Origin of the sequence: Photorhabdus sp. CRCIA-P01, from assembly GCF_003545805.1 — a bacterium.
Classification (GTDB): domain Bacteria; phylum Pseudomonadota; class Gammaproteobacteria; order Enterobacterales; family Enterobacteriaceae; genus Photorhabdus; species Photorhabdus antumapuensis.
In genome coordinates, this window is sequence record NZ_NMQR01000037.1 from 1 (window position 1) to 21,169 (window position 21,169).

The following is a 21,169-nucleotide window of genomic DNA, read 5'->3' on the forward strand; positions in this document are numbered from 1 at the left end:
ATATAAATGTAGACAATTATTTAATAAAACTCATGAATTAAACTATTTTTACAACAATTAATCATGCAAATATATGTATTTTTAATTCAGATTATTCAATAAAAAACACAACGTTAATTTAACAACATGAGTATTATGACGTTCGGTTGTGCCTTGATGTATTTAATAATTTTTCAATAAAGCAAGAACCAATAATGGAGAAATATATGTTATTAGCTCAACTTCCAGCGGAAAAAACACTGAACGAAACAGATATTCCCTCGGCTACCTTGCAATTACTGACTGGTAAACAAGAAGGTGTTGCACGCCCCGGAGGAATATTTACCAAAGAAGATCTGATTAATATCAAACTGTATGTTAAAAAAGGACTATCACTCCCTTTTAATCTTGAGGAAGTGAAGAGCTACTTGGGTTACCAAAAGATCGAGATCGCCGGATTAGAACCCGAAGATATTCACACGTTGTTTGAAGAAATTCGCACTCACTCGTTTAGCTGGAGCGATGTGGAAAACGATATTCTGCAACAAAGCATAGACCTGGAAGTTATTGGCACACAAATCACCGAAACGGGTGAAAACATCATCAGCATCATTAATGAAATGCCAATTATCACACGCATAAAAAGGAGATTAGGAGAAATATCGGATCGACAACTCGCCGAGATCACCTACACCCATGAAGACAGAGAAGTATCATCTGTTCTAGAGGAAATCCTTGACACCATAAAAAATGATATTAAAAAACAGCGTGAGAAAACTGAAAAGGTCAAAACCAAAGTATCCGATTTCAAGCTAAAGCTGATTGGTGGCAGATTGTCAAACGGCAGCATTGCTCTAGGTTTACAACCACAAGTCGAAAATAAGCGAAAGCTGATGAAAGACAATAAGATGTCGGTCAGCATCGGAGATCTGGACGATAAAATCATTGAGAAAAAAGAAGAAATTATCCAACTCAAGAAAGACTACGATAAATTCGTAGGCTTGGCTTTCTCTGGTATCGCAGGGGGACTGATCGGCCTCGCTATTACTGGCGGCATTTTTGGTTCCAGGGCAGAGGAAGTACGAAAACGGAAAAACATGCTGATAGAAGAAGTGCGCAGTCTGGAAGAGAGCATCAAAGGTAAACGCGCATTACAAAAATCTATTACTGGTTTAGCCCTTGATTTTAGCGACATTGATACCCGTTTGCTGGATGCAGAAGTGGCTCTGAATCATTTGGATTACATGTGGCAATCCATGCTGACCCAGATCAATGCATCGAAAGATAAATTCACTCAAATTAACGACGCACTGAACCTGACCTCTTTTATAACTAAATTCCAGCAAGTCATAAACCCTTGGAAAGAGGTGGAAGGTTCCGCTAAACAATTAGTCAAAGTTTTCGATGAAGCGTTGAAAGAATACAAACATCGCTATAACTAATCGTTCCCCGTATTAAATAGGACTATAGAAAAAAGGAGTCTTAAAATGACTGAAGTCATTACTTTCCCTCAGAAAACTATCACTTATCCAGAAATTAGTGTAAAAACTTTGAGCCAAGCAGTGAAAAACATCTGGCGTTTAACGCACCAGCAAAAATCAGGCATTGAAATCATCCAAGAAAAAACTCTGCGGATAAGCTTATACAGTCGTGATATCGACGAAGCCGCTCGCGCCTCTGTACCTCAACTACAAGCTGTCCTGAGGCAACTCCCGCCTCAAGACTATTTCCAGACCATTATCGAAATTGATACTGCTCTGGAAAATCAAGAATTGGATGACGAGACACGAAATACCCTGTTGGAAGCACGTTCAGAACAGATCAGCAATCTGGATAAAGATGTCAAAAATGTCATTTCCAACTTACACAACGAAGCTAACATAATGGCCAGCAAAATTGCCAATGTTCGTAATGTGGTTATTTTAGAACGTCTGGAAGAGCGTCTGAAAGAAGAACAGGAAAGAAAAGAAGAATTGCAGGCCGATATCACGCAGAAAGAGCAAAATAAGGCCAAGCTAATCCCAGATCGCGATAAGCTCATCGAAAGCCAAAATATCATCCGTCAATATAATCTGGCCGATATGTTTAAGGACTATATTCCCAATACCAGTGAACTGGACAAACTGAATCTGGATAGCCCTAAAAAAGAACTGATAAAACAGGCGATCAAACAAGGAGTTGAAATCGCTAAAAAGATTCTGAGCAATATCTCCACTGGACTCAAGTATATTGAACTAGCTGATGCCAGAATCAAATTGGATAAACAAATCGCTCAATTAACCGAGGATTGCGACGATTTTAAAACCCAGCTAAAAGACGTGGAACAACGGATTGCCGGGATAAATGATGTGCATCAAATCGACAAAGAACGAGCTACCCTATTACTCCAGGCAACTAAACTGGAACAAGTATGGAGCATCTTTGCTGACCAACTACAGGAAACAATAGAGGATCAAACCAACCAGAAAAACCTGACTAAACTCATACACGATCAGTTAGATTACCTCGATAATCTGGAGTCGCAGTACAGCGGACTTCTACTGAAATAAATATAACTTTCCCCTTGACCTTTATCAGGCAATACAAGTTATTAAGTACGATAAGTGAATAAAAGTCGTATGAAGTACAGTTCAGGGGGAAAAGAGTATTATCAATGAGTTGCAATAACCCGGTAAGGATAATCTTACCGGGTCAGGTTATTGACCAACCCATTTAAAAACATCCCCAAAGACATAAGCAGGGCCGCATGTCTGCTAGATTGGAGACATAATATCATTACGCGGAAACTGAAAGATTTTCACAAATCTCCCCTTCTAATAAGCATCAGTCCAGCATTATCGATTGTGTCGCATGATCGATTGTATTGCATGATCGAGTGATGTTTTAATGCTCGCCACCATCTTTTCGATATAAACTAGGAGAATGTAAGTGAACAAACTAATTCTGCCCTCTAATATGTTGTTGAAAGAGGAACAAACTGTTCCGTTGACCCAAGTAGACCTAACCAAAGAAGACTCATTTCTGCTGGAGTTGCTACAACAGCAAATTGAAGCCGAGGACAGTCTCACGCAACAGACCGGACCACGTTGGTATCGTTCGGGTTTCGGCCCTAAACCAACTCAAGGCGGAGCGTATATTTCTGGTACAACCTTAGCTCCCTCGAACGGACCGGCGCCTTCAGGAATTGTGAACAGCATTCAGTGTACCTATGACCGAGTCAATTGGGCTGGCTGGCAAAATCAAATCACGCTGCGTCTTTTCATCAGCACCCCGGATAATTCTACGGCATGGGAAGCATTTCTGGATGTAGCCAGCGACTCGGCCACGATCAATGCCGCAGGAGCGAATGTTCCAGCAGACTGTAGGATTACCCTGCAAATGAAAGTCGGAAATCTCACGGTCGGGTTGTATCAGCCGCCGTACATTTCATCCTATGACTGCTGGGTAAACTACAACTAACACGAACTGTTGAGGACGCGCCTTTGGATATGTGCCAAAGGCGTATTTCTAAATACGTTGTTTACTGTGAAAGATGTTATCCTGAATATATTCTTGAATAAGTCAGATTGGATGCGATAATTAGAGAAATTAAATGAATTTTTAATTGAAAAATAAGAAAACTCTCTTTCACTCACCCCAGTCACATAGTTGTCTATGCTCCTGGGGATTCGTTCACTTGCCGCCGCGCTGCAACTCGAAATCTATTAGGTATATACCATGATGATTAAACTTAATAGAAATCAGGTAGTAAGAGCAGTAAAAACAACGATTAAAACCAAAGGTTAAAAAAATGGCTTTTAATAGCCGTTTAAAACCTGCTCATCATAAAGCCATCAGTGAAAAATGAGAAAAATAATTAACTTTATTAATGATTATAAATAACGTTTCATAATTCTACTACACATGACCATTTTCAACTCATTGTTATACATAGAATTATAAGTGACATAAGATGTATAACCATTTTGAAATCTCATTTATACCCCGTAAAAAAGGCAAATAAGAATATAAAACAGGTTAACAAGGCAATATATTTAAAAAATCAACCGATTTTAATAACGTTTTCAACTGGGAATTAAACTTTTTTATCAGCCAGTTAAATAATCGTTTATAAAGAATCCGATTCCCTGTAATAAAATATTATTAAATGAATTTACTGATTTATTTAAACATCATTTAAATAGACATGGTTTTAAGAGAAAACCTAAAATCATATGACGAGACTGTTTTAATAAATAAAAGATTTTATTTTTATAACCCAAGTCTTTTCAAAACTGACCCGGTAAGGATAATCTTACCGGGTTTTTATATTCCAAATAATCCGTAACAACCGACTGGCTATTTAGAGAATAATTTTCGCTTGCTGTATCACATCAATCAACGGTTGAGGCCAAATACCTAGCGCCAGTACCAATAATGCGGAAATCAGAACAACCATCCCGCCGGCAGTCGATGCCCAGTTCCTTGGTGTGTCACGATTAAGCGCTTTCGGCGCAGGCAAGTACAAACTGACCATGACCCGTAGATAGTAATACAGGCCAATAGCACTACCCACAACCACAGCACCCGTCAACCACCACAGCTCCGCTTGCACACCTAAGACAATGACGTAGAACTTACCAATAAAGCCAAACGTCATTGGAATCCCCGCCAGTGACAACATCATCACGGTCATCACCGCAGACAAGATAGGTTTATGCCAAAACAGGCCACGGTATGAGTAGAGGGAATCTGCATCCGGCCCTTTATATGGGCTGGACATGAGGCTAACAACGCCAAATGCACCGATACTGCTAAACAGATAACCGGCCAGATAGATACCGACCGTTTCTTCTGAAAGCTGGTGATTCTGTACCGCCACCAGCGCCACCAGCAGATAACCCAGGTGAGCAATAGAAGAGTAACCCAGCAGACGTTTGATATTCGTCTGGGTCAGCGCCATCAAGTTACCGAACAACATAGAAGCAATCGCAATAACGGTTAATACCGTACGCAATGCTTCACTGTCCGCCATTGGCGCTTCAACGAATAGACGTATCACTACTGCGAAAATCGCTATCTTACTGGCTGTTGCCAAGAAGGTAGAGACCGGCGCGGGCGCACCCTGATAAACATCCGGTGTCCAGAGATGGAAAGGTACCAATGATAATTTGAAGCCAAGGCCAACAACCAGCATACCCAAGCCTGACAGTATCAAAGGTTGATAGATATAGCTGTCAGACAAACGATGCCCCAATGCGGCAAAAGAGAGATCGCCTGATTCCGCATAGAGCAACGCTATACCAAACAGCATGAAAGAAGAGGCTGCCGCGGACAGCAGCATATACTTGATAGCCGCTTCCAGAGAGCGTTTCTGACGATAGGCATAACCAATCAAACCAAACAGCGGCAAAGTTAATAACTCAATACCGATAAACAATGATGCCAAGTGGTTTGCACAAGCCAGAAGAATCCCGCCCACTGTCGCAATCAGCACCAGTAAATAGAACTCTTCTTTGTTATCTGGATAATTTTCTAGCCAGGAATAGGCGAACGTCGTCGTTGCCAGGCTTGCAACCAGCACGAGACCGATATAGAGCATAGCATAGCGATCCACATGAACCAGTGGAGTGACATCCATCGCTTCTTGCTGTCCGACAAAATAGAGAGACAGCAGAGCCAGATTCAAACCTATCACGGTCAAAGTGGTATTAATAAAGTGATCGCGTCGCCACGCAATGGACAGCATCACAACTACTACCGTCAATCCGACGATCAACAGCGGTAACAGCGCGATCAGTTGTTGAGGAGTTATTGTCATGGCGAATTACGGCCTTGTAGTTGAAATTGAAGCTGAATACCAGGTCTGGATGTTATCCATCGCTGCCGCTGAAGTATCAAGGATAGGTTGTGGGTAGAAACCCATCACCACCAGTAATATCAACAGCACCATTACAATGGATACTTCTCGCATATCCATCCGTCTTAGTGGTTCATCTGATTTTGACTCACCGTAGTAAGCACGCTGCATCATATACAGGGCATAGACAGAAGCGAAGACCAGACCAAACACAGAAATCGTTATAATTAACGGAAATTCACTAAAACTACCAAACAGGATCATAAATTCACCGACGAAGTTACCGGTCCCCGGCATCCCCAGTGTCGCCACGGCAAAAGAGAGCGATAACGCAGGCAGGAACTGCACACGTTTCCACAAACCACCCATAAGATTCATATCACGGGTATGTAAGCGCTCATAAAGCTGCCCACAGAGAATAAACAGACCCGCGGCTGACAGACCATGAGCAATCATCTGAATAATTGCCCCCTGGTAAGCAAGCTGGCTGCCAGAATAGATCGCGATTAACACAAACCCCATATGAGAAATACTGGTATAAGCAATCAAGCGTTTGATATCTGTCTGGCTAAATGCCATCCATGCGCCATAGAAGATCCCAAGCACACCGAACCACATCGCAATCGGTGTGAACTCATGAGAAGCTTCCGGGAACAGTGGCAAAGCGAAACGCAACAGACCATAACCCGCCGTTTTCAGCAAAATACCTGCCAAGTCAACAGAACCCGCTGTTGGTGCCTGACTGTGCGCATCAGGTAACCACCCATGTAAAGGCACAACCGGCATTTTCACGGCAAACGCAATGAAGAAACCGAGCATCAGCAAGTATTGAACGGTATGTGACATTGGTGTATTCAGCAGTTTTTCATAGCTGAATGTCCACTCACCTGTCCCGTTATAGTGAACCAGGACCAGCGCCAGAATCGCAATCAGCATCACCAAGCCACTGGCCTGGGTGTAAATGAAAAACTTGGTCGCCGCGGTGATACGGGTTTTACCGCCTGAGCCTCGGTGCCCCCACAATGCAATCAGGAAGTACATCGGCACCAACATCATTTCCCAGAAGAAGAAGAATAGGAACATGTCGATAGCGAGGAACACCCCCATCACACCACCCAGGATCCACAGCAAGTTCAAGTGGAAAAAGCCCTGATACGGCTGATTTTCCGTCCATGAACAGAGAATAGCCATCAGCCCCAGTAGCGCAGTCAACACCACCATCAGCAGCGATAAGCCATCCAAAGCCAGGTGAATACTGATACCAAAACGTGGGATCCACGGCATAAGAAATTCTAATTGCCATTGAGGGATCCCTTGCGGATTCGCTAGGGTGTAGCCCCCCTGCAACCACAGTTGCAGAGAGAGCACCAGAGTCAACCCCATCGAAATTAACGCGATCCAACGTGGTACACGGGTACCGAAGCGTTCAGCCTGCCAACTCAACAGACCACCGATGAAAGGCATAAGAATTAGCCAAGGTAATAGCCAAGGTAATAGCATGGCGCAATGTATCCCTTAAATTAAACCAGTAGCAGCAGAGCTAAAACCAGCACTGCACCCAACCCCATAGAGGCAACGTACCAACGGACCTGTCCATTTTCACTCAGGCTAAGACCTTTATTACTCCAGCGTGATAACACCGCAGGAATATTCATCAGTGAATTTAGCGGATCGTTTCGCAATAAATGTGTAATGTTCTTGAACGGCTTAACAAATATCCAGTCATAGAGAACATCAAAGCCCCAGGCATTAAACCACCACACGGAGAAGAAACGGCCCGGAGCACTTTGTGCCACACCATTCACTAACTGACGTTTACCCAAATACAGTGCCATTGCTAGCAAAATACCCGCTACCGCGATCACACCAGAAACCACTTCCAGGGTCATTTTTCCTGTATGATCCGTTGAATGGCTTCCCGGCAACACACCCGCCAATGGTGGCACAATTAGTGCGCCCACAAAGGTGGAAAGCACCAGCAATACCAGTAACGGCAGATGATGGGTAATACCTTTAACAGGATGGGCTTTTGTTTTCGCCTCACCGTGGAATACGATGAAAATCATGCGGAAGGTATACAAAGAAGTCATAAATGCCCCCGCCAGACCCGCCAGCATTAGGTTGATATGACCATGTGACATTGCTCCCCACAGAATTTCATCTTTACTGTAGAAACCGGCAGTGACGATTGGCAACGCTGATAACGCCGCACCACCGACCAAGAAGCAGACATAAACCAACGGAATGGATTTACGCAATCCACCCATTTTGAAAATATTCTGCTCGTGATGACAGGCCAGAATGACGGAACCCGATGCCAGGAACAACAGCGCCTTAAAGAAAGCGTGAGTCATCAGGTGGAAGATTGCCGCATCCCACGCCTGAACCCCCAATGCCAGGAACATGTAGCCAATCTGGCTCATGGTTGAGTAAGCCAATACACGCTTAATATCGGTTTGCACTAACGCAGCAAAACCAGCCAACACCAGCGTGACAGCACCGACAGTGCCAACCAGTTGCAGGATTTCTGGCGCCATCAAGAACAGGCCGTGGCTACGGGCAACCAGATAAACCCCAGCGGTCACCATCGTGGCGGCGTGGATCAGCGCAGAAACCGGCGTCGGGCCAGCCATCGCATCAGCCAACCAGGTTTGTAGCGGCAATTGGGCTGATTTACCGACTGCTCCCCCTAATATCATCAGGGTCGCCCAAGTCATCACCGAAGAACCGGCTTCCAGATGTTGCGGCGCCAAAACCGCCAACTCGCGGAAGTTCAGGGTTCCCAGATTGTCATACAGAATAAACATGCCGATAGCCAGGAAGACGTCACCCACACGGGTAACGACAAAGGCTTTCATTGCCGCGGCACCATTTGCCGGGTTGGTATAGTAGAAGCCAATCAGCAGATAACTGCACAGCCCCACCCCTTCCCAACCGAGATACATCAGCATCATGTTATCTGCCAGAACCAGTATCACCATGCTGGCGATAAACAGGTTGGTATAAGCGAAGAAACGGGAATACCCCTCTTCACCACGCATATACCATGAGGCATACATATGGATCAGGAAACCGACACCGGTGACCACACTCAGCATGGTCAGAGACAAACCATCAAGAACCAACGTGAAAGGAATACTGAAATCCCCGACTTCCATCCAGTTCCACAGGTTTTGGCTGTAAATCAGATCACCCGCCGCATTCTGGCTGTTGAAATCAATAGCAACCCACAACGTCACCAGCGCAGCCAAGCCAACAGAACCAATCCCAACGGTGGCTGATGTGTTTTCAGACCAGCGGCCACGGGAAAATGCTAACAGCAAAAATCCCAGCAGTGGCAGCAGAATTGTTAAATAGAGTAAGTTCATCCGCGCATCTCACTGACTGTATCAATATTCAGATTCTGGCGACGACGATAGAGCTGCAATAACAGCGCCAGGCCAATACTCGCCTCTGCCGCCGCCAAGCTGATAGCCAAAATAAACATCACTTGACCATCTGGCTGGCCCCAATAGCTGCCTACCACAACAAAAGCCAGGGCCGCAGCATTAATCATCACTTCAAGGCCAATTAACATAAACAACAGATTACGGCGGATGATGAGCCCGGTCAGGCCCAACACAAATAGAATTGCCGCCAAAATCAGTCCATGTTGAAGAGGTATCATGGTTGTTCCTCCGCATTTCGGTTGCTGAGCACTTCACCCTGTTTATGCTCACGGCCTATGTGATACGCCACCACCATACCGGCAAGTAATAGCAAGGAAGCCAGTTCAACAGCCAATACATACGGACCAAATAAACTGATCCCCACTTCTTTAGCACTAATAACTTCACCCGTGATATTGTCTGCAATATCGCCATGAGAAACATTGATAATGCTATACACCAGCACAACAAGCAGCACGGCTGACAGTATCCCCGGACCAACCCAGGTTCGCGGTTTCAGCCAAATACGCTCCTGTTCAACAACAGATCTGCCAAGGTTAAGCATCATCACCACGAAAACGAACAGCACCATAATGGCCCCGGCGTAAACGATGATCTCCAGCGCTGCGGCAAAATAAGCACCCAGCGAAAAAAACACCGCTGAAAGCGCCAGCAAAGAAACAATCAAATACAAAAGCGCGTGTATCGGATTAGTGTGTGTAATCACCCTGATGGTTGCCAATATCGCAACCAGCCCGGCGGTATAAAACGTAAATTCCATGAATATCGCTCCTTACGGCAACAGGCTTTTAACGTCGATAGGTTTTGCTTCGTCGTCGGCTTCACCTTTTGATTTGCCGTCAATCGCCATACCTGTCTTACGGTAAAAGTTATAATCAGGATATTTACCTGGCCCTGAAATCGTCAGGTCATCTTTTTCATACACCAGATCCTGGCGCTTAAACTCTCCCATTTCGAAATCCGGTGTTAACTGGATTGCGGTGGTCGGGCAAGCCTCTTCGCACAAGCCGCAGAAAATGCAGCGTGAGAAGTTAATGCGGAAAAACTCTGGATACCAGCGGCCATCTTTATGCTCGGCCTTTTGCAACGAGATACAACCGACCGGGCAAACTGCCGCACACAGGTTACAGGCAACACAACGCTCTTCACCGTCCGGATCGCGCGTCAACACAATACGGCCACGGTAACGGGGTGGCAGATAAACCGGTTCCTCTGGATACATTTGGGTTTCGCGCTTATGAAAGGCATGCAAGCCAATCATCCAAATACTGCGTACCTGGGTGGCAAAACCAACCACTAACTCTTTCAATGTCATGGTTCATTCCCCCCTTATTGAGCGTTGTACAAAATCACTGCCGCAGTTGCCAGCAGGTTAAGTAAGGTCAGCGGCAGACAGATTTTCCAGCCAAACGCCATCACCTGGTCATAACGCGGACGCGGTAAAGAGGCACGTATCAGGATGAACATCACCATGAAGAATGCCGTTTTCAACGCAAACCAGACAAACGGCGGCAGGAACGGACCATGCCAACCACCAAAGAACATTGTCACAATCAGGGCGGAAACCGTGACAATACCGATATATTCACCCACGAAGAACAGACCGAATTTCATACCGGAATATTCAATATGATAACCATCAGCCAGCTCCTGTTCTGCTTCCGGCTGGTCAAATGGATGACGGTGACACACCGCCACACCCGCGATAGCAAAAGTCAAGAAGCCAAAGAACTGAGGAATGACATTCCACATATGCTCTTGTGCATTGACGATATCCACCATATTGAAGGAATCTGCCTGCGCAACAACGCCCATAAAAGAGAGACCAATAAACACTTCGTAACTCAGTGTCTGCGCGGAAGCACGCATTGCCCCCAGTAACGAGTATTTGTTGTTACTTGACCATCCAGCAAACAGCACCGCATAGACAGCCAGACCCGCCATCATCATGAAGAACAAAATGCCGATGTCCAGATCAGCGGCCATCCAATTCGGCGTGATCGGCACAATGGCAAATGCCAACAACAGAGAAACGAAACCAATCACCGGCGCCAAGGTAAAGATCATTCTGTCCGCAAAACGGGGGACCCAGTCCTCCTTGAAGAACATTTTGATCATGTCAGCGACGATCTGTAACGATCCGCCCCAACCTACGCGGTTAGGTCCATAACGGTTTTGAAACAGCCCTAGCAAACGACGTTCACCAAAGCTCATCAATGCCCCACAGACAACCACCACTACCAAGATCACTACTGCCTTCAGAACAGCGATCAGCACATCAATAATTTCGGGGGTTAACCAACTCATTGTGCAACCTCCCGCAGATTATTCACGGAAACCCCTGCCAATACCGGAGGAATACCCGGCATTCCCATTGGCAAACCAATCTGCCCTTGAGCAAGATTTTCACTCAGACGAACTGCCAGACGCAGTTGCTGACCAAAACAATCAAACTCCAGAACAGAACCCGTTTTCACACCCAATTGATCCGCATCTTTGCTATTGAGCATCACATAAGGCTCCGACATGCGTTCCTGAATCACATCGGAACGCTGAGTTAACTCTTCACTACCAAACAGGTGATGGTAAGGAGCCACTGTCCATTGGTTATTTTGTGCAGTAAATGCTGTCGGAATTTGATCAAAATAGTTCAAACCCCCGTCAGTTGTTTCAATCAGACGCACACCAGGATCGCCAAAGCGCAGATGACCACCGACCTCCGCCTGGAATTTGTTCCAAGCCTGTGGTGAGTTCCAGCCCGGTGCCCATGCAAATGGCACCTGCTGGCGATAGGCATTAGGGCTATTGTTACCTTCCATTGAGAAAGCAAATGGCGAATCAACATCCTGCGGCTGACGTTGCTCATGTACGCTGAGATTCGCCAACATAGCAGTACGACCGCTGTAACGGTGCGGTGAACGTGCCAGTTTCTGACCACGGATGCGGAATGTAGAATCAGGCGCTGCATCAACAATACCTTTGAGCTGTGGCATTGCTTCAACACAGGCATCAATTACATGGTCAAGTTGCGTCCAATCCAAATGGCGTTCAGAATAAGTTGTATGCAAGGAGTGCAACCAACGCCAACTCTCCAGCATCACCACCGATTTGTCGTAGAAAGAGGGTTCGAAAACTTGGAAGTAACGCTGTGCACGCCCCTCCTGATTCACCAGCGTACCGTCACTTTCCGCAAAGCTCGAAGCTGGCAGAATCAAATGGGCTTTATCCATGATGGCAGTGCGCTGATGGTCAATCACAACCAGGTTTTTCAGATTGTTCAGTGCATCGTCCACCTTATCTGCTGCGGCATGCCGATAGAGATCATTTTCCATCACGATAACCGTATCAGATTTACCACTGCTTATCCGTTGCAGCGCAACATCCAGTGGCTGAGCCTCCATCATTCCCAATCCAATACTATTCGCATAGATCGCGACAAACGACAGACCGACATCCGAGCCTCGATCTTTCAGCGCCCAGGCAACATTGGCTGCCGCCTGAATAATCGCATCACTACCCACGTTACTGCCGCTGATAATCAGCGGTTTCTTCGCGCCGAGCAATGCTTGCGCAACCATATCCACTTTGGCTTTCAGTTCGTCAGGCAAATTCTCGACTGCCGGCGCCGTGTTATCCAATGCATGAGCGACCGCGAAACCAAAACGAGCCTGATCATCAACCGGCGCACGATAATTCCACGCTGCGATATCATCCAGACGGGTATCATCCACGTTGGTCACAAACAGAGGATATTTGGCACGCTGACCAATATTCATCACCGCGGCAATCTGCCAATCAGCAACTTTCTGAGCAGCCGCCATTTCGCGGGCTTTGCCTTTCACAGCCTGACGAACGGACAGTGCCATCCGGGCACCGGTTTGCGTTAAATCTTCGCCTAAAATCAGTACCGCATCATAACTTTCAATTTCACGCAGCGACGGTGTATAAACACCACCCTGTTGCAGAATTTCCAGCATCATATCAAGCCGTTGTTGTTCAGCCGCCGCAATCCCACTATAGAAGTTTTCCGCACCCACCAGTTCACGCAGGGCAAAGTTGCTTTCCAGACTGGCGCGGGGAGAACCGATACCGATGGCATTTTTGGACTGACGCAAAATATCCGCCCCACCCTGCATGGCCTGTTCAGCGTTAAGCGAGATCCAATGATCACCACGCAATTGCCGTGGTTGACGAGGGCGATCTTGACGGTTGACATAACCGTAACCGAAACGACCACGGTCACACATAAAGTAGTGGTTTACCGTCCCGTTATAACGGTTCTCGATACGGCGTAATTCACCATAACGCTCCCCCGGACTGGTGTTACAACCAATACTGCACTGCTGGCAGATGCTTGGCGCAAACTGCATGTCCCATTTACGGTTATAACGTTCAGAATGGGTTTTGTCCGTGAATACCCCGGTCGGGCAGATTTCGACCAAATTACCGGAGAATTCACTTTCCAAAGTGCCGCTTTCAGTGCGACCGAAATAGATATTATCGTGAGCGCCATAGACACCAAAATCCGTGCCGTCAGCATAGTCGTTGTAGTAGCGCACACAACGATAACAGGCAATGCAGCGGTTCATTTCATGAGAAATAAATGGCCCCAATTCCTGATTGTTATGAGTCCGTTTAGTAAAACGATATTTACGGAATGTATGACCCGTCATCACAGTCATATCCTGCAAGTGGCAGTTGCCCCCTTCTTCACACACCGGGCAATCATGCGGGTGGTTAGTCATTAACCACTCAACCACACTCTCACGGAACTGTTTAGCCTCTTCATCATCAATAGAGATAAAGGTGCCATCCATTGCCGGAGTCATACAGGACATAATCAGACGACCACGCGTATCATCCGCATTTTGGTATTGCTTTACCGCACATTGGCGGCAAGCGCCAACGCTTCCCAGCGCTGGATGCCAGCAAAAATAAGGAATATCTAGCCCCAAAGAGAGGCAAGCTTGTAACAGGTTATCAGCCCCGTCTACATCATATTTTTTGCCGTCTACATGTATCGTAGCCATAGTCAGCATGCTTCCAAGTGACCTGCTTTTCAGCAAGTGTTAATCAAAAATTCTGCTAATTTCGTGAAGAACCCATTACCAACGCTGCTTTAGCAGGTTTGGTTGGATACCCGCAATCAGGTGGGAATTCCCATAGTTTTTGGTCACAATTCCAGCTTCGAATTCATCACGGAAATATTTGATGGCACTCTGTAAGGGTTCCACGGCCCCGGGTGCATGAGCACAGAATGTATTACCCGGCCCAAGGAAGCGACAGAGCTGTTCCAGCGTTTCGATATCCCCTGGCTGCCCTTCCCCACGTTCTAATGCCCGCAGAATTTTCACGCTCCACGGCAGTCCGTCACGGCATGGTGTACACCAGCCGCAGGATTCACGGGAAAAGAACTCTTCAAGGTTACGGGTCAGAGAAACCATGTTGATTTCGTGGTCAACAGCCATTGCCAATGCAGTGCCCAGACGGCTGCCCGCTTTAGCGATATTTTCGAAATCCATTGGCAGATCCAGATGGTCAGCGGTCAGGAAGTCTGTTCCTGCGCCACCCGGTTGCCACGCTTTGAATTTCAGGCCATCACGCATGCCACCAGCATAATCTTCAAGAATTTCACGGGCAGTCACACCGAATGGCAGTTCCCACAACCCCGGATTTTTCACCCGACCGGAGAATCCCATCAGTTTGGTACCGGCATCTTTACTCTTGCCTGCACTCAGGCCGATATACCACTCTTTACCAAATTCAAGAATTGAGGGAACGTTGCATAAGGTTTCAACGTTATTGACACAAGTGGGTTTGCCCCATGCACCGGAAGTGGCTGGAAATGGCGGTTTTGAGCGAGGGTTAGCCCGGCGGCCTTCCAGGGAATTAATCAGCGCGGTCTCTTCACCACAAATATAACGCCCTGCACCAGTATGCACAAACAGCTCAAAATCAAAGCCACTGCCCATAATGTTTTTACCCAGCAAACCTGCCGCTTTAGCTTCTTCAATGGCTTTACGCAGATGCACCGCCGCTTCCACATATTCACCACGCAGGAAGATATAGCCACGATAAGCTTTCAGGGCAAACGCACTGATCAGCATCCCTTCCACCAACAGGTGAGGAAGTTGCTCCATTAACAGGCGATCTTTGTAAGTACCCGGCTCCATTTCATCTGCGTTACACAGCAGATAACGGATATTCATGCTTTCATCTTTTGGCATCAGACTCCATTTCAGACCGGTGGAGAAACCGGCACCTCCACGGCCTTTCAACCCAGCGTCTTTTACCAGAGAAACCACTTCAACCGGAGCCATGCCTTTCAGCGCTTTTTCAGCACCGCGATAACCACTTTTGCTGCGGTACTCATCCAGCCATACCGGCTGTTTATCATCACGCAAGCGCCAGGTAAGAGGATGGGTTTCCTCAGTACGGATAATTTCTTTTATTCCTGAATGTGCTGTCATGGATACTGCTCCAGTAACTTCTCAATCTCTTCAGGTTTGACAGAACTGTGAGTATCGTCATCGATCATCATGGTCGGACCTTTATCACAGTTACCCAGACAACAGGTTGGCAGCAGCGTAAAACGCCCGTCTTGTGTCGTCTGCCCCGGACAGATCTTCAAATGCCTTTCAATAGCGGCCTGGACATCCTGATAACCGGTAATGTGGCAAACCACGCTGTCACAGTAACGGATAATATGGCGGCCCACAGGTTGACGGTAAATCTGGCTGTAGAACGTTGCCACACCTTCCACATCACTGGCGGGAATACCAAGCACATCAGCAATCGCGTAAATGGCGCCATCCGGCACCCAACCACGATGCTTCTGCACAATTTTCAATGCTTCAATAGAAGCGGCACGCGGATCTTCGTAGTGGTGTTTTTCATGCTCAATCGCATCGTGCTCTTCGGTACTCAGTACAAAATCTGCTTTTGCCTGAGACTCTGTCACGTTAACCACATCAAGGCGCGCCTGTTGAGCATTCGCGTTAATTTCACTTTGCATAGTTAGCGATCCACATCAGACATAACAAAATCAATACTGCCCAGATACACGATAAGGTCAGAAACCAAGCTACCGCGGATCACCGAAGGAATTTGCTGCAAATGAGGAAAACTCGGTGTACGGACACGGGTACGATAACTCATGGTACTGCCGTCACTGGTCAGATAGTAACTGTTGATACCCTTGGTTGCTTCAATCATCTGGAAAGACTCATTTGCTGGCATTACCGGCCCCCATGACACTTGCAGGAAGTGGTTAATCATGGTTTCAATATGCTGCAAAGTGCGTTCTTTCGGTGGTGGCGTCGTCAGTGGGTGATCGGCTTTGAATGGGCCTTCCGGCATATTTTTCAGACACTGTTTCAGGATCCGCATACTTTGGCGGACTTCTTCAACTTTCAGCATCACACGGTCATAACAGTCGCCGTTATTACCAATCGGCACGTCGAATTCAAAATTTTCATAACCAGAGTATGGGCGCCATTTACGCACATCAAACGCAATACCCGTTGCCCGCAAACCCGCTCCAGTGGTGCCCCATTCAAGGGCTTGTTTGGAATTATAGGCAGCAACGCCAATAGAACGGCCTTTCAGGATGCTGTTTTTCAGCGCCGCTTTCACATAGGAATCAAGGCGTTTCGGCATCCAGTCCAGGAAATCATTCAGCAATTTATCCCAACCACGCGGCAGATCATGCGCCACACCGCCAATACGGAACCATGCCGGGTGCATACGGAAACCAGTAATCGCTTCCACCAGATCATAAATTTTCTGGCGGTCGGTAAAGGCGAAGAACACCGGAGTCATCCCACCGACGTCCTGAATAAAGGTCGAAATGTACAGAAGATGGCTGTTAATGCGGAACAACTCCGACAACATGACACGAATGGTTTTTACCCGGCCGGGTACTTCAATTCCCGCCAGTTTCTCCACCGCCAGCACATAAGGCATTTCGTTAACACAGCCACCTAAGTATTCAATACGGTCGGTATAGGGAATATAACTGTGCCAAGATTGGCGCTCACCCATTTTTTCCGCACCGCGATGGTGATAGCCGACATCCGGTACACAATCGACAATCTCTTCGCCATCCAGTTGAAGAATAATACGGAATGCACCATGAGAAGAGGGATGGTTAGGACCAAGGTTGAGGAACATAAAGTCCTCGTTATCGGTACCCCGTTTCATTCCCCACTCTTCCGGCTTGAAAGTCAACGCTTCCATTTCCAGATCTTCTTTCTGCCGGGTTAGCTCGAAAGGATCAAATTCTGTCGCACGAGCCGGATAGTCCTTACGCAGCGGATGCCCTTCCCAAGTCGGCGGCAACATAATGCGGCGCAGGTTCGGATGGCCGTTAAAGACAATCCCGAACATCTCCCATGTTTCGCGTTCATACCAGTTGGCATTTGGGAACAGAGGAGTTGCCGTCGGCAGATGCAAATCTTTCTCACTAAGCGCAACCTTCAACATAATGTCGCGGTTACGTTCAATAGAAAGCAAATGATAAAACACAGAAAAATCCGCGTCAGGCAGCCCCTGGCGGTGAGTACGCTGGCGTTCATCCATGCCATGCAAATCAAATAGCATGACATAAGGCTTAGGCAGTTTTTTCAGAAAAGTGATTACTTCCAGTAATTGTTCACGCTTCACCCAGACCACCGGTATACCGGTGCGGGTTGGCTGAACAGTAAAGGCATCCGGGCCAAAGTGGTTACGCAGCTCACTCACAACCGGATCATCAAGATGGTCATGAGTTTTCCACGCAGGCCGGGCGCTTTCTTGCGCTATCTGATCTATCATCATTCTTCACCACAACGCTTTGATCAGTGTTTGTTTTGATCAGGTATTGTTATCGCAACACATTGCTCTGGTTACGCTGTACGGCTAAAAGCCCTAAACTTCGTCTGGTGTACGCAGATTTTTCACTGCGATACGTTCCCCGTGCTTACGTTCTCTTTCTGACTGCATATTGGCACGGTAAACCCCTTGATCGCCCACGACCCAAGACAACGGACGACGCTCTTTGCCAATCGACTCCTGCAACAACATCAGAGCCTGCATATAAGCTTCAGGGCGGGGAGGACAACCAGGGATATAAACATCAACGGGGATAAATTTATCAACCCCCTGAACCACGGAGTAGATATCGTACATACCACCAGAGTTGGCGCAGGCTCCCATTGAGATAACCCATTTCGGCTCAAGCATCTGGTCATAAAGGCGCTGAATAACCGGAGCCATTTTGGTGAAACAGGTTCCAGCGACCACCATAAAATCCGCCTGACGGGGTGACGCACGCAAAACTTCAGCACCAAAACGGGCGACGTCATGAACGGCAGTAAATGATGTCGCCATTTCCACATAACAGCAGGAAAGACCGAAGTTATAAGGCCACAGGGAGTTTTTACGTCCCCAGTTCACCAAATCATGCAGAGAGTGTTCCAGTTTGCCCATGTAAACACTACGGTGGACATGTTGCTCCAGTGGATCTGCGACAATTTCCTGTTTTTGCAGGGGATAACGGTCATTCTCACCGTTCGGATCTATGCGGGTGAGCGTATAATCCATTTTTAAATGCCTCGCTATTACTGCGGATGACTATTGTTAATGTTAATCACAACACTTGGTTTACTTACCTGGCGGCTTGAGCGAGATGGCGTCCAATTCAGCGCCCCAATACGCACCAGATAAAACAAGCCCGCGAGTAACACCAAAATGAAAATGCTTGCTTCGATAAAGCCTAACCAGCCACTCTCTTTGATAGAGACTGACCATGCATATAAAAACAGGGCTTCAACATCGAAGATGACAAAGAACATAGCGACCAGATAGAACTTGGCCGACATACGGAGACGAGCACTACCGACAGAATCAATACCGGATTCATAAGGGACATGTTTTGCACGGGCTTTCGCTCTTCCGCCCAAGAAAAATGCCCCTAACAGCATCAAAGCACACAGACCGAAAGCACCTAAAAGAAATACCGCGAATGCCCAGTGATGGGCAAAGAGTTCAGTGGATGTTGACATACTCATTGCTTACTCATCAAAAGTGGTGTCAAAAATGTCTGCTCTTTTGTCTGGCAGTGTTGCACCACATCGATTCAAGGGAAGGGGTAACAACCAAATCTGAAACACTGCTAATCAATGATTGATGGAGTGAATCTTCTTGGTTTTTACTCCTCTCAACAATATTTTGTCTGTTATGACAAAATTAATCTAACATTTATTTACAAACAACAAACTTAGTCTTAACGGATCGTGCCGCCGCACTGCTAAAACGTGTCAGTCAACTGGCATGCGAACAGTGACGGAAACTAGTTTAACCGATAACTCGCTTTTACTACATCATTATCTCAGGAAAAACCTGCCTTTCCACTGCTACATAGGGAGTATTTCTTTGATCAAGTACACAATTTGACAGAAAAAATTTTACTGCTGATGATAATTCATTCAAATCTGAAGAAATTATATTTTTATCCATTAGCGACGAGAAAAGTTCCCGTTCACTATAGAAATTCTTATTTCATCAATTCGGCAAATTATTACTTTGTTAACAATATAACAATTTGTTAACCAAATCAGGGGGTGTTAAGAAAAATGCCACCGTATATTTAATGATTACGATAACAACAGAATAAGGTGAATTTAGTTGATGATTACTTATAAATATATTCGGGGAGCTAATACCTCCTTCCATCCATAATGGAGGTATTAGCAAAGAGAAGTGTTTCAGATATTACTCATCAATAATATCGTCGTTATCAGGAAGTTCTTCAGAAACACCCGTTATCGTGTATGGCGTTTTCTTATTCTCTATTGCACTAAAAACCGTTAGAACAGATTCATTCTGTTCATTACTATGCCTATACAGAGAGAACTGGGTTTCAGGTAAACGAGGAAGCCCTTCACTCTCCCCTAAAATACGCAGATCAGCATTTTGCATCTCCAGAGGACGGGCAGTAATACCAACTTCCGCGTTCACTGCCGTGCGAACTGCCGATAGAGAAGCCGCTTCATAAGCAATCCGCCACGATACTCCCACTTCATCCAGCGTATCCAACGCCAACTGACGGAATGGGTTAGTTTCATCCATCACAACCAGTGGCACAGGTTCATTTGACTGTAGCTGGAAATCAGGAGCACAATGCCATAATACCGGTGTTGAGCGCAGAACAGTCCTTGGATGATGACTGATTTTCGCGGTTGTGAGCGCCAAATCGATCTCATGGTTATCCAGCATACTTTCAATAAATTGAGTACGCTTTATACGGACGTCTATTGCCATCCGTGGATAAACCGAAGCGATGCGATTTAACAAAAAAGGGAGCAGTGTATCCACTGTATCATCGGATGCACCGATTCTTAGTTCACCTTCCGCATCGCTATAGGTTAATGATGCGCTGGCATCATCGTTAGCGCGCAGAATTTGTCTTGCATAACCAAGAAGTTGAAGACCATGCTCTGTAAGAAGCTTATTACGGCCGTGACGGGCAAACAACTCTCTGCCCACCAACTGCTCCAAACGTTGCATTTGCTGACTTACAGCCGATTGCGTTCTGCATACTGCTGCTGCTGCTGCTGCAAAAGTATTTAAATCAGCAACAGCAACAAAAGTTCTTAGCAGATCGAGATCGAGATTCATTATCGGACGATTTGCATTTATCATTGTTTATTCATCACTTTTTTTTGATTTTAATTACTAACTAACCTGGTGTTTTTACGTAAGCACTATCAAATTAAATTAACATCGCTTAGACAGTACTCTACTCTATTAAATAGGGCAAAGATTTACTGCTGTTTTTTTACCTATTGAACCCATTGCGGGTTTTATTTTTCTCCTCTTCTTAGCAAAAGTTACTCGGATTCCTAAATAAATTGAGGACAAT

The 21,169-nt window shown here is 46.2% G+C and carries 17 protein-coding genes; 3 read left to right on the top strand and 14 right to left on the bottom strand.

Translation table 11 applies throughout. From position 1 onward, the window contains the following. Window positions 1-194: 194 nt before the first annotated feature. From D3222_RS18140 to D3222_RS18150, 3 genes are all read left to right on the top strand, one after another. The gene (locus tag D3222_RS18140) at window positions 195-1,421 is read left to right on the top strand and encodes an alpha-xenorhabdolysin family binary toxin subunit A (protein WP_118987406.1); all 1,227 of its coding nucleotides are present in this window, start codon (window positions 195-197) and stop codon (window positions 1,419-1,421) included. A 45-nt stretch (window positions 1,422-1,466) separates the two neighbouring features. After that, the gene (locus tag D3222_RS18145; protein WP_118987407.1) at window positions 1,467-2,528 is read left to right on the top strand and encodes an alpha-xenorhabdolysin family binary toxin subunit B; all 1,062 of its coding nucleotides are present in this window, start codon (window positions 1,467-1,469) and stop codon (window positions 2,526-2,528) included. Window positions 2,529-2,907: 379 nt separating this feature from the next. Further along, entirely contained in the window at window positions 2,908-3,438 is a 531-nt protein-coding gene (locus D3222_RS18150) for a hypothetical protein (RefSeq protein ID WP_118987408.1), read from the top strand. Window positions 3,439-4,321: 883 nt separating this feature from the next. Here D3222_RS18150 and nuoN read toward each other — a convergent pair. From nuoN to hexA, 14 genes are all read right to left on the bottom strand, one after another. After that, a complete protein-coding gene (nuoN, locus tag D3222_RS18155) occupies window positions 4,322-5,779 on the bottom strand; it encodes an NADH-quinone oxidoreductase subunit NuoN (RefSeq protein ID WP_118987409.1) in 1,458 nt (485 codons plus the stop codon). Between the two features lie 6 nt (window positions 5,780-5,785). Beyond that, window positions 5,786-7,318, bottom strand: coding sequence for an NADH-quinone oxidoreductase subunit M (gene nuoM / locus D3222_RS18160; protein WP_118987410.1), 1,533 nt, complete (start codon window positions 7,316-7,318; stop codon window positions 5,786-5,788). A gap of 20 nt (window positions 7,319-7,338) precedes the next feature. After that, window positions 7,339-9,186 carry an NADH-quinone oxidoreductase subunit L gene (nuoL, locus tag D3222_RS18165; protein WP_118987411.1) on the bottom strand — a complete coding sequence of 616 codons (1,848 nt, stop codon included), beginning with the start codon at window positions 9,184-9,186 and terminating at the stop codon, window positions 7,339-7,341. Continuing rightward, complete coding sequence (nuoK, locus tag D3222_RS18170; RefSeq protein WP_011147297.1) at window positions 9,183-9,485, bottom strand: NADH-quinone oxidoreductase subunit NuoK; 303 nt, start codon at window positions 9,483-9,485, stop codon at window positions 9,183-9,185. The genes nuoL and nuoK overlap by 4 nt, the downstream gene beginning before the upstream one ends. After that, window positions 9,482-10,027, bottom strand: a complete 546-nt coding sequence (nuoJ, locus tag D3222_RS18175) for an NADH-quinone oxidoreductase subunit J (protein ID WP_118987412.1) — start codon at window positions 10,025-10,027, stop codon at window positions 9,482-9,484. The genes nuoK and nuoJ overlap by 4 nt, the downstream gene beginning before the upstream one ends. 12 nt (window positions 10,028-10,039) lie before the next feature. After that, window positions 10,040-10,582 (bottom strand): NADH-quinone oxidoreductase subunit NuoI, encoded by a 543-nt coding sequence (nuoI, locus tag D3222_RS18180; RefSeq protein WP_118987413.1) that lies wholly within the window; start codon window positions 10,580-10,582, stop codon window positions 10,040-10,042. A gap of 14 nt (window positions 10,583-10,596) precedes the next feature. Beyond that, window positions 10,597-11,574: an NADH-quinone oxidoreductase subunit NuoH gene (nuoH, locus tag D3222_RS18185; RefSeq protein ID WP_118987414.1), complete on the bottom strand. Its 978-nt coding sequence runs from the start codon at window positions 11,572-11,574 to the stop codon at window positions 10,597-10,599. Then, window positions 11,571-14,297, bottom strand: a complete 2,727-nt coding sequence (nuoG, locus tag D3222_RS18190; RefSeq protein ID WP_118987430.1) for an NADH-quinone oxidoreductase subunit NuoG — start codon at window positions 14,295-14,297, stop codon at window positions 11,571-11,573. Before nuoG ends, nuoH begins: the two co-directional genes overlap by 4 nt. 75 nt (window positions 14,298-14,372) lie before the next feature. Continuing rightward, window positions 14,373-15,737: an NADH-quinone oxidoreductase subunit NuoF gene (gene nuoF / locus D3222_RS18195; protein ID WP_118987415.1), complete on the bottom strand. Its 1,365-nt coding sequence runs from the start codon at window positions 15,735-15,737 to the stop codon at window positions 14,373-14,375. After that, the gene (nuoE, locus tag D3222_RS18200; protein ID WP_046975740.1) at window positions 15,734-16,282 is read right to left on the bottom strand and encodes an NADH-quinone oxidoreductase subunit NuoE; all 549 of its coding nucleotides are present in this window, start codon (window positions 16,280-16,282) and stop codon (window positions 15,734-15,736) included. Before nuoE ends, nuoF begins: the two co-directional genes overlap by 4 nt. A 2-nt stretch (window positions 16,283-16,284) precedes the next feature. Beyond that, window positions 16,285-18,084 carry an NADH-quinone oxidoreductase subunit C/D gene (gene nuoC, locus D3222_RS18205; RefSeq protein ID WP_198672857.1) on the bottom strand — a complete coding sequence of 600 codons (1,800 nt, stop codon included), beginning with the start codon at window positions 18,082-18,084 and terminating at the stop codon, window positions 16,285-16,287. A 90-nt stretch (window positions 18,085-18,174) separates the two neighbouring features. After that, window positions 18,175-18,849 (bottom strand): NuoB/complex I 20 kDa subunit family protein, encoded by a 675-nt coding sequence (locus D3222_RS18210; RefSeq protein ID WP_118987417.1) that lies wholly within the window; start codon window positions 18,847-18,849, stop codon window positions 18,175-18,177. Between the two features lie 17 nt (window positions 18,850-18,866). Then, window positions 18,867-19,316 carry an NADH-quinone oxidoreductase subunit A gene (locus D3222_RS18215; protein ID WP_011147306.1) on the bottom strand — a complete coding sequence of 150 codons (450 nt, stop codon included), beginning with the start codon at window positions 19,314-19,316 and terminating at the stop codon, window positions 18,867-18,869. Between the two features lie 703 nt (window positions 19,317-20,019). Continuing rightward, a complete protein-coding gene (hexA, locus tag D3222_RS18220; RefSeq protein ID WP_118987418.1) occupies window positions 20,020-20,949 on the bottom strand; it encodes a transcriptional regulator HexA in 930 nt (309 codons plus the stop codon). Window positions 20,950-21,169: the final 220 nt, after the last annotated feature.

Coding starts and splice junctions, on each gene's coding strand:
- hexA (WP_118987418.1), bottom strand. CDS start 20,949: ATGATAAATGCAAATCGTCCGATAATGAATCTCGATCTCGATCTGCTA.
- nuoH (WP_118987414.1), bottom strand. CDS start 11,574: ATGAGTTGGTTAACCCCCGAAATTATTGATGTGCTGATCGCTGTTCTG.
- D3222_RS18215 (WP_011147306.1), bottom strand. CDS start 19,316: ATGAGTATGTCAACATCCACTGAACTCTTTGCCCATCACTGGGCATTC.
- D3222_RS18145 (WP_118987407.1), top strand. CDS start 1,467: ATGACTGAAGTCATTACTTTCCCTCAGAAAACTATCACTTATCCAGAA.
- nuoC (WP_198672857.1), bottom strand. CDS start 18,084: ATGATGATAGATCAGATAGCGCAAGAAAGCGCCCGGCCTGCGTGGAAA.
- nuoK (WP_011147297.1), bottom strand. CDS start 9,485: ATGATACCTCTTCAACATGGACTGATTTTGGCGGCAATTCTATTTGTG.
- nuoE (WP_046975740.1), bottom strand. CDS start 16,282: ATGCAAAGTGAAATTAACGCGAATGCTCAACAGGCGCGCCTTGATGTG.
- nuoJ (WP_118987412.1), bottom strand. CDS start 10,027: ATGGAATTTACGTTTTATACCGCCGGGCTGGTTGCGATATTGGCAACC.
- nuoF (WP_118987415.1), bottom strand. CDS start 15,737: ATGACAGCACATTCAGGAATAAAAGAAATTATCCGTACTGAGGAAACC.
- D3222_RS18210 (WP_118987417.1), bottom strand. CDS start 18,849: ATGGATTATACGCTCACCCGCATAGATCCGAACGGTGAGAATGACCGT.
- nuoL (WP_118987411.1), bottom strand. CDS start 9,186: ATGAACTTACTCTATTTAACAATTCTGCTGCCACTGCTGGGATTTTTG.
- nuoG (WP_118987430.1), bottom strand. CDS start 14,297: ATGGCTACGATACATGTAGACGGCAAAAAATATGATGTAGACGGGGCT.
- nuoI (WP_118987413.1), bottom strand. CDS start 10,582: ATGACATTGAAAGAGTTAGTGGTTGGTTTTGCCACCCAGGTACGCAGT.
- nuoN (WP_118987409.1), bottom strand. CDS start 5,779: ATGACAATAACTCCTCAACAACTGATCGCGCTGTTACCGCTGTTGATC.
- D3222_RS18140 (WP_118987406.1), top strand. CDS start 195: ATGGAGAAATATATGTTATTAGCTCAACTTCCAGCGGAAAAAACACTG.
- nuoM (WP_118987410.1), bottom strand. CDS start 7,318: ATGCTATTACCTTGGCTATTACCTTGGCTAATTCTTATGCCTTTCATC.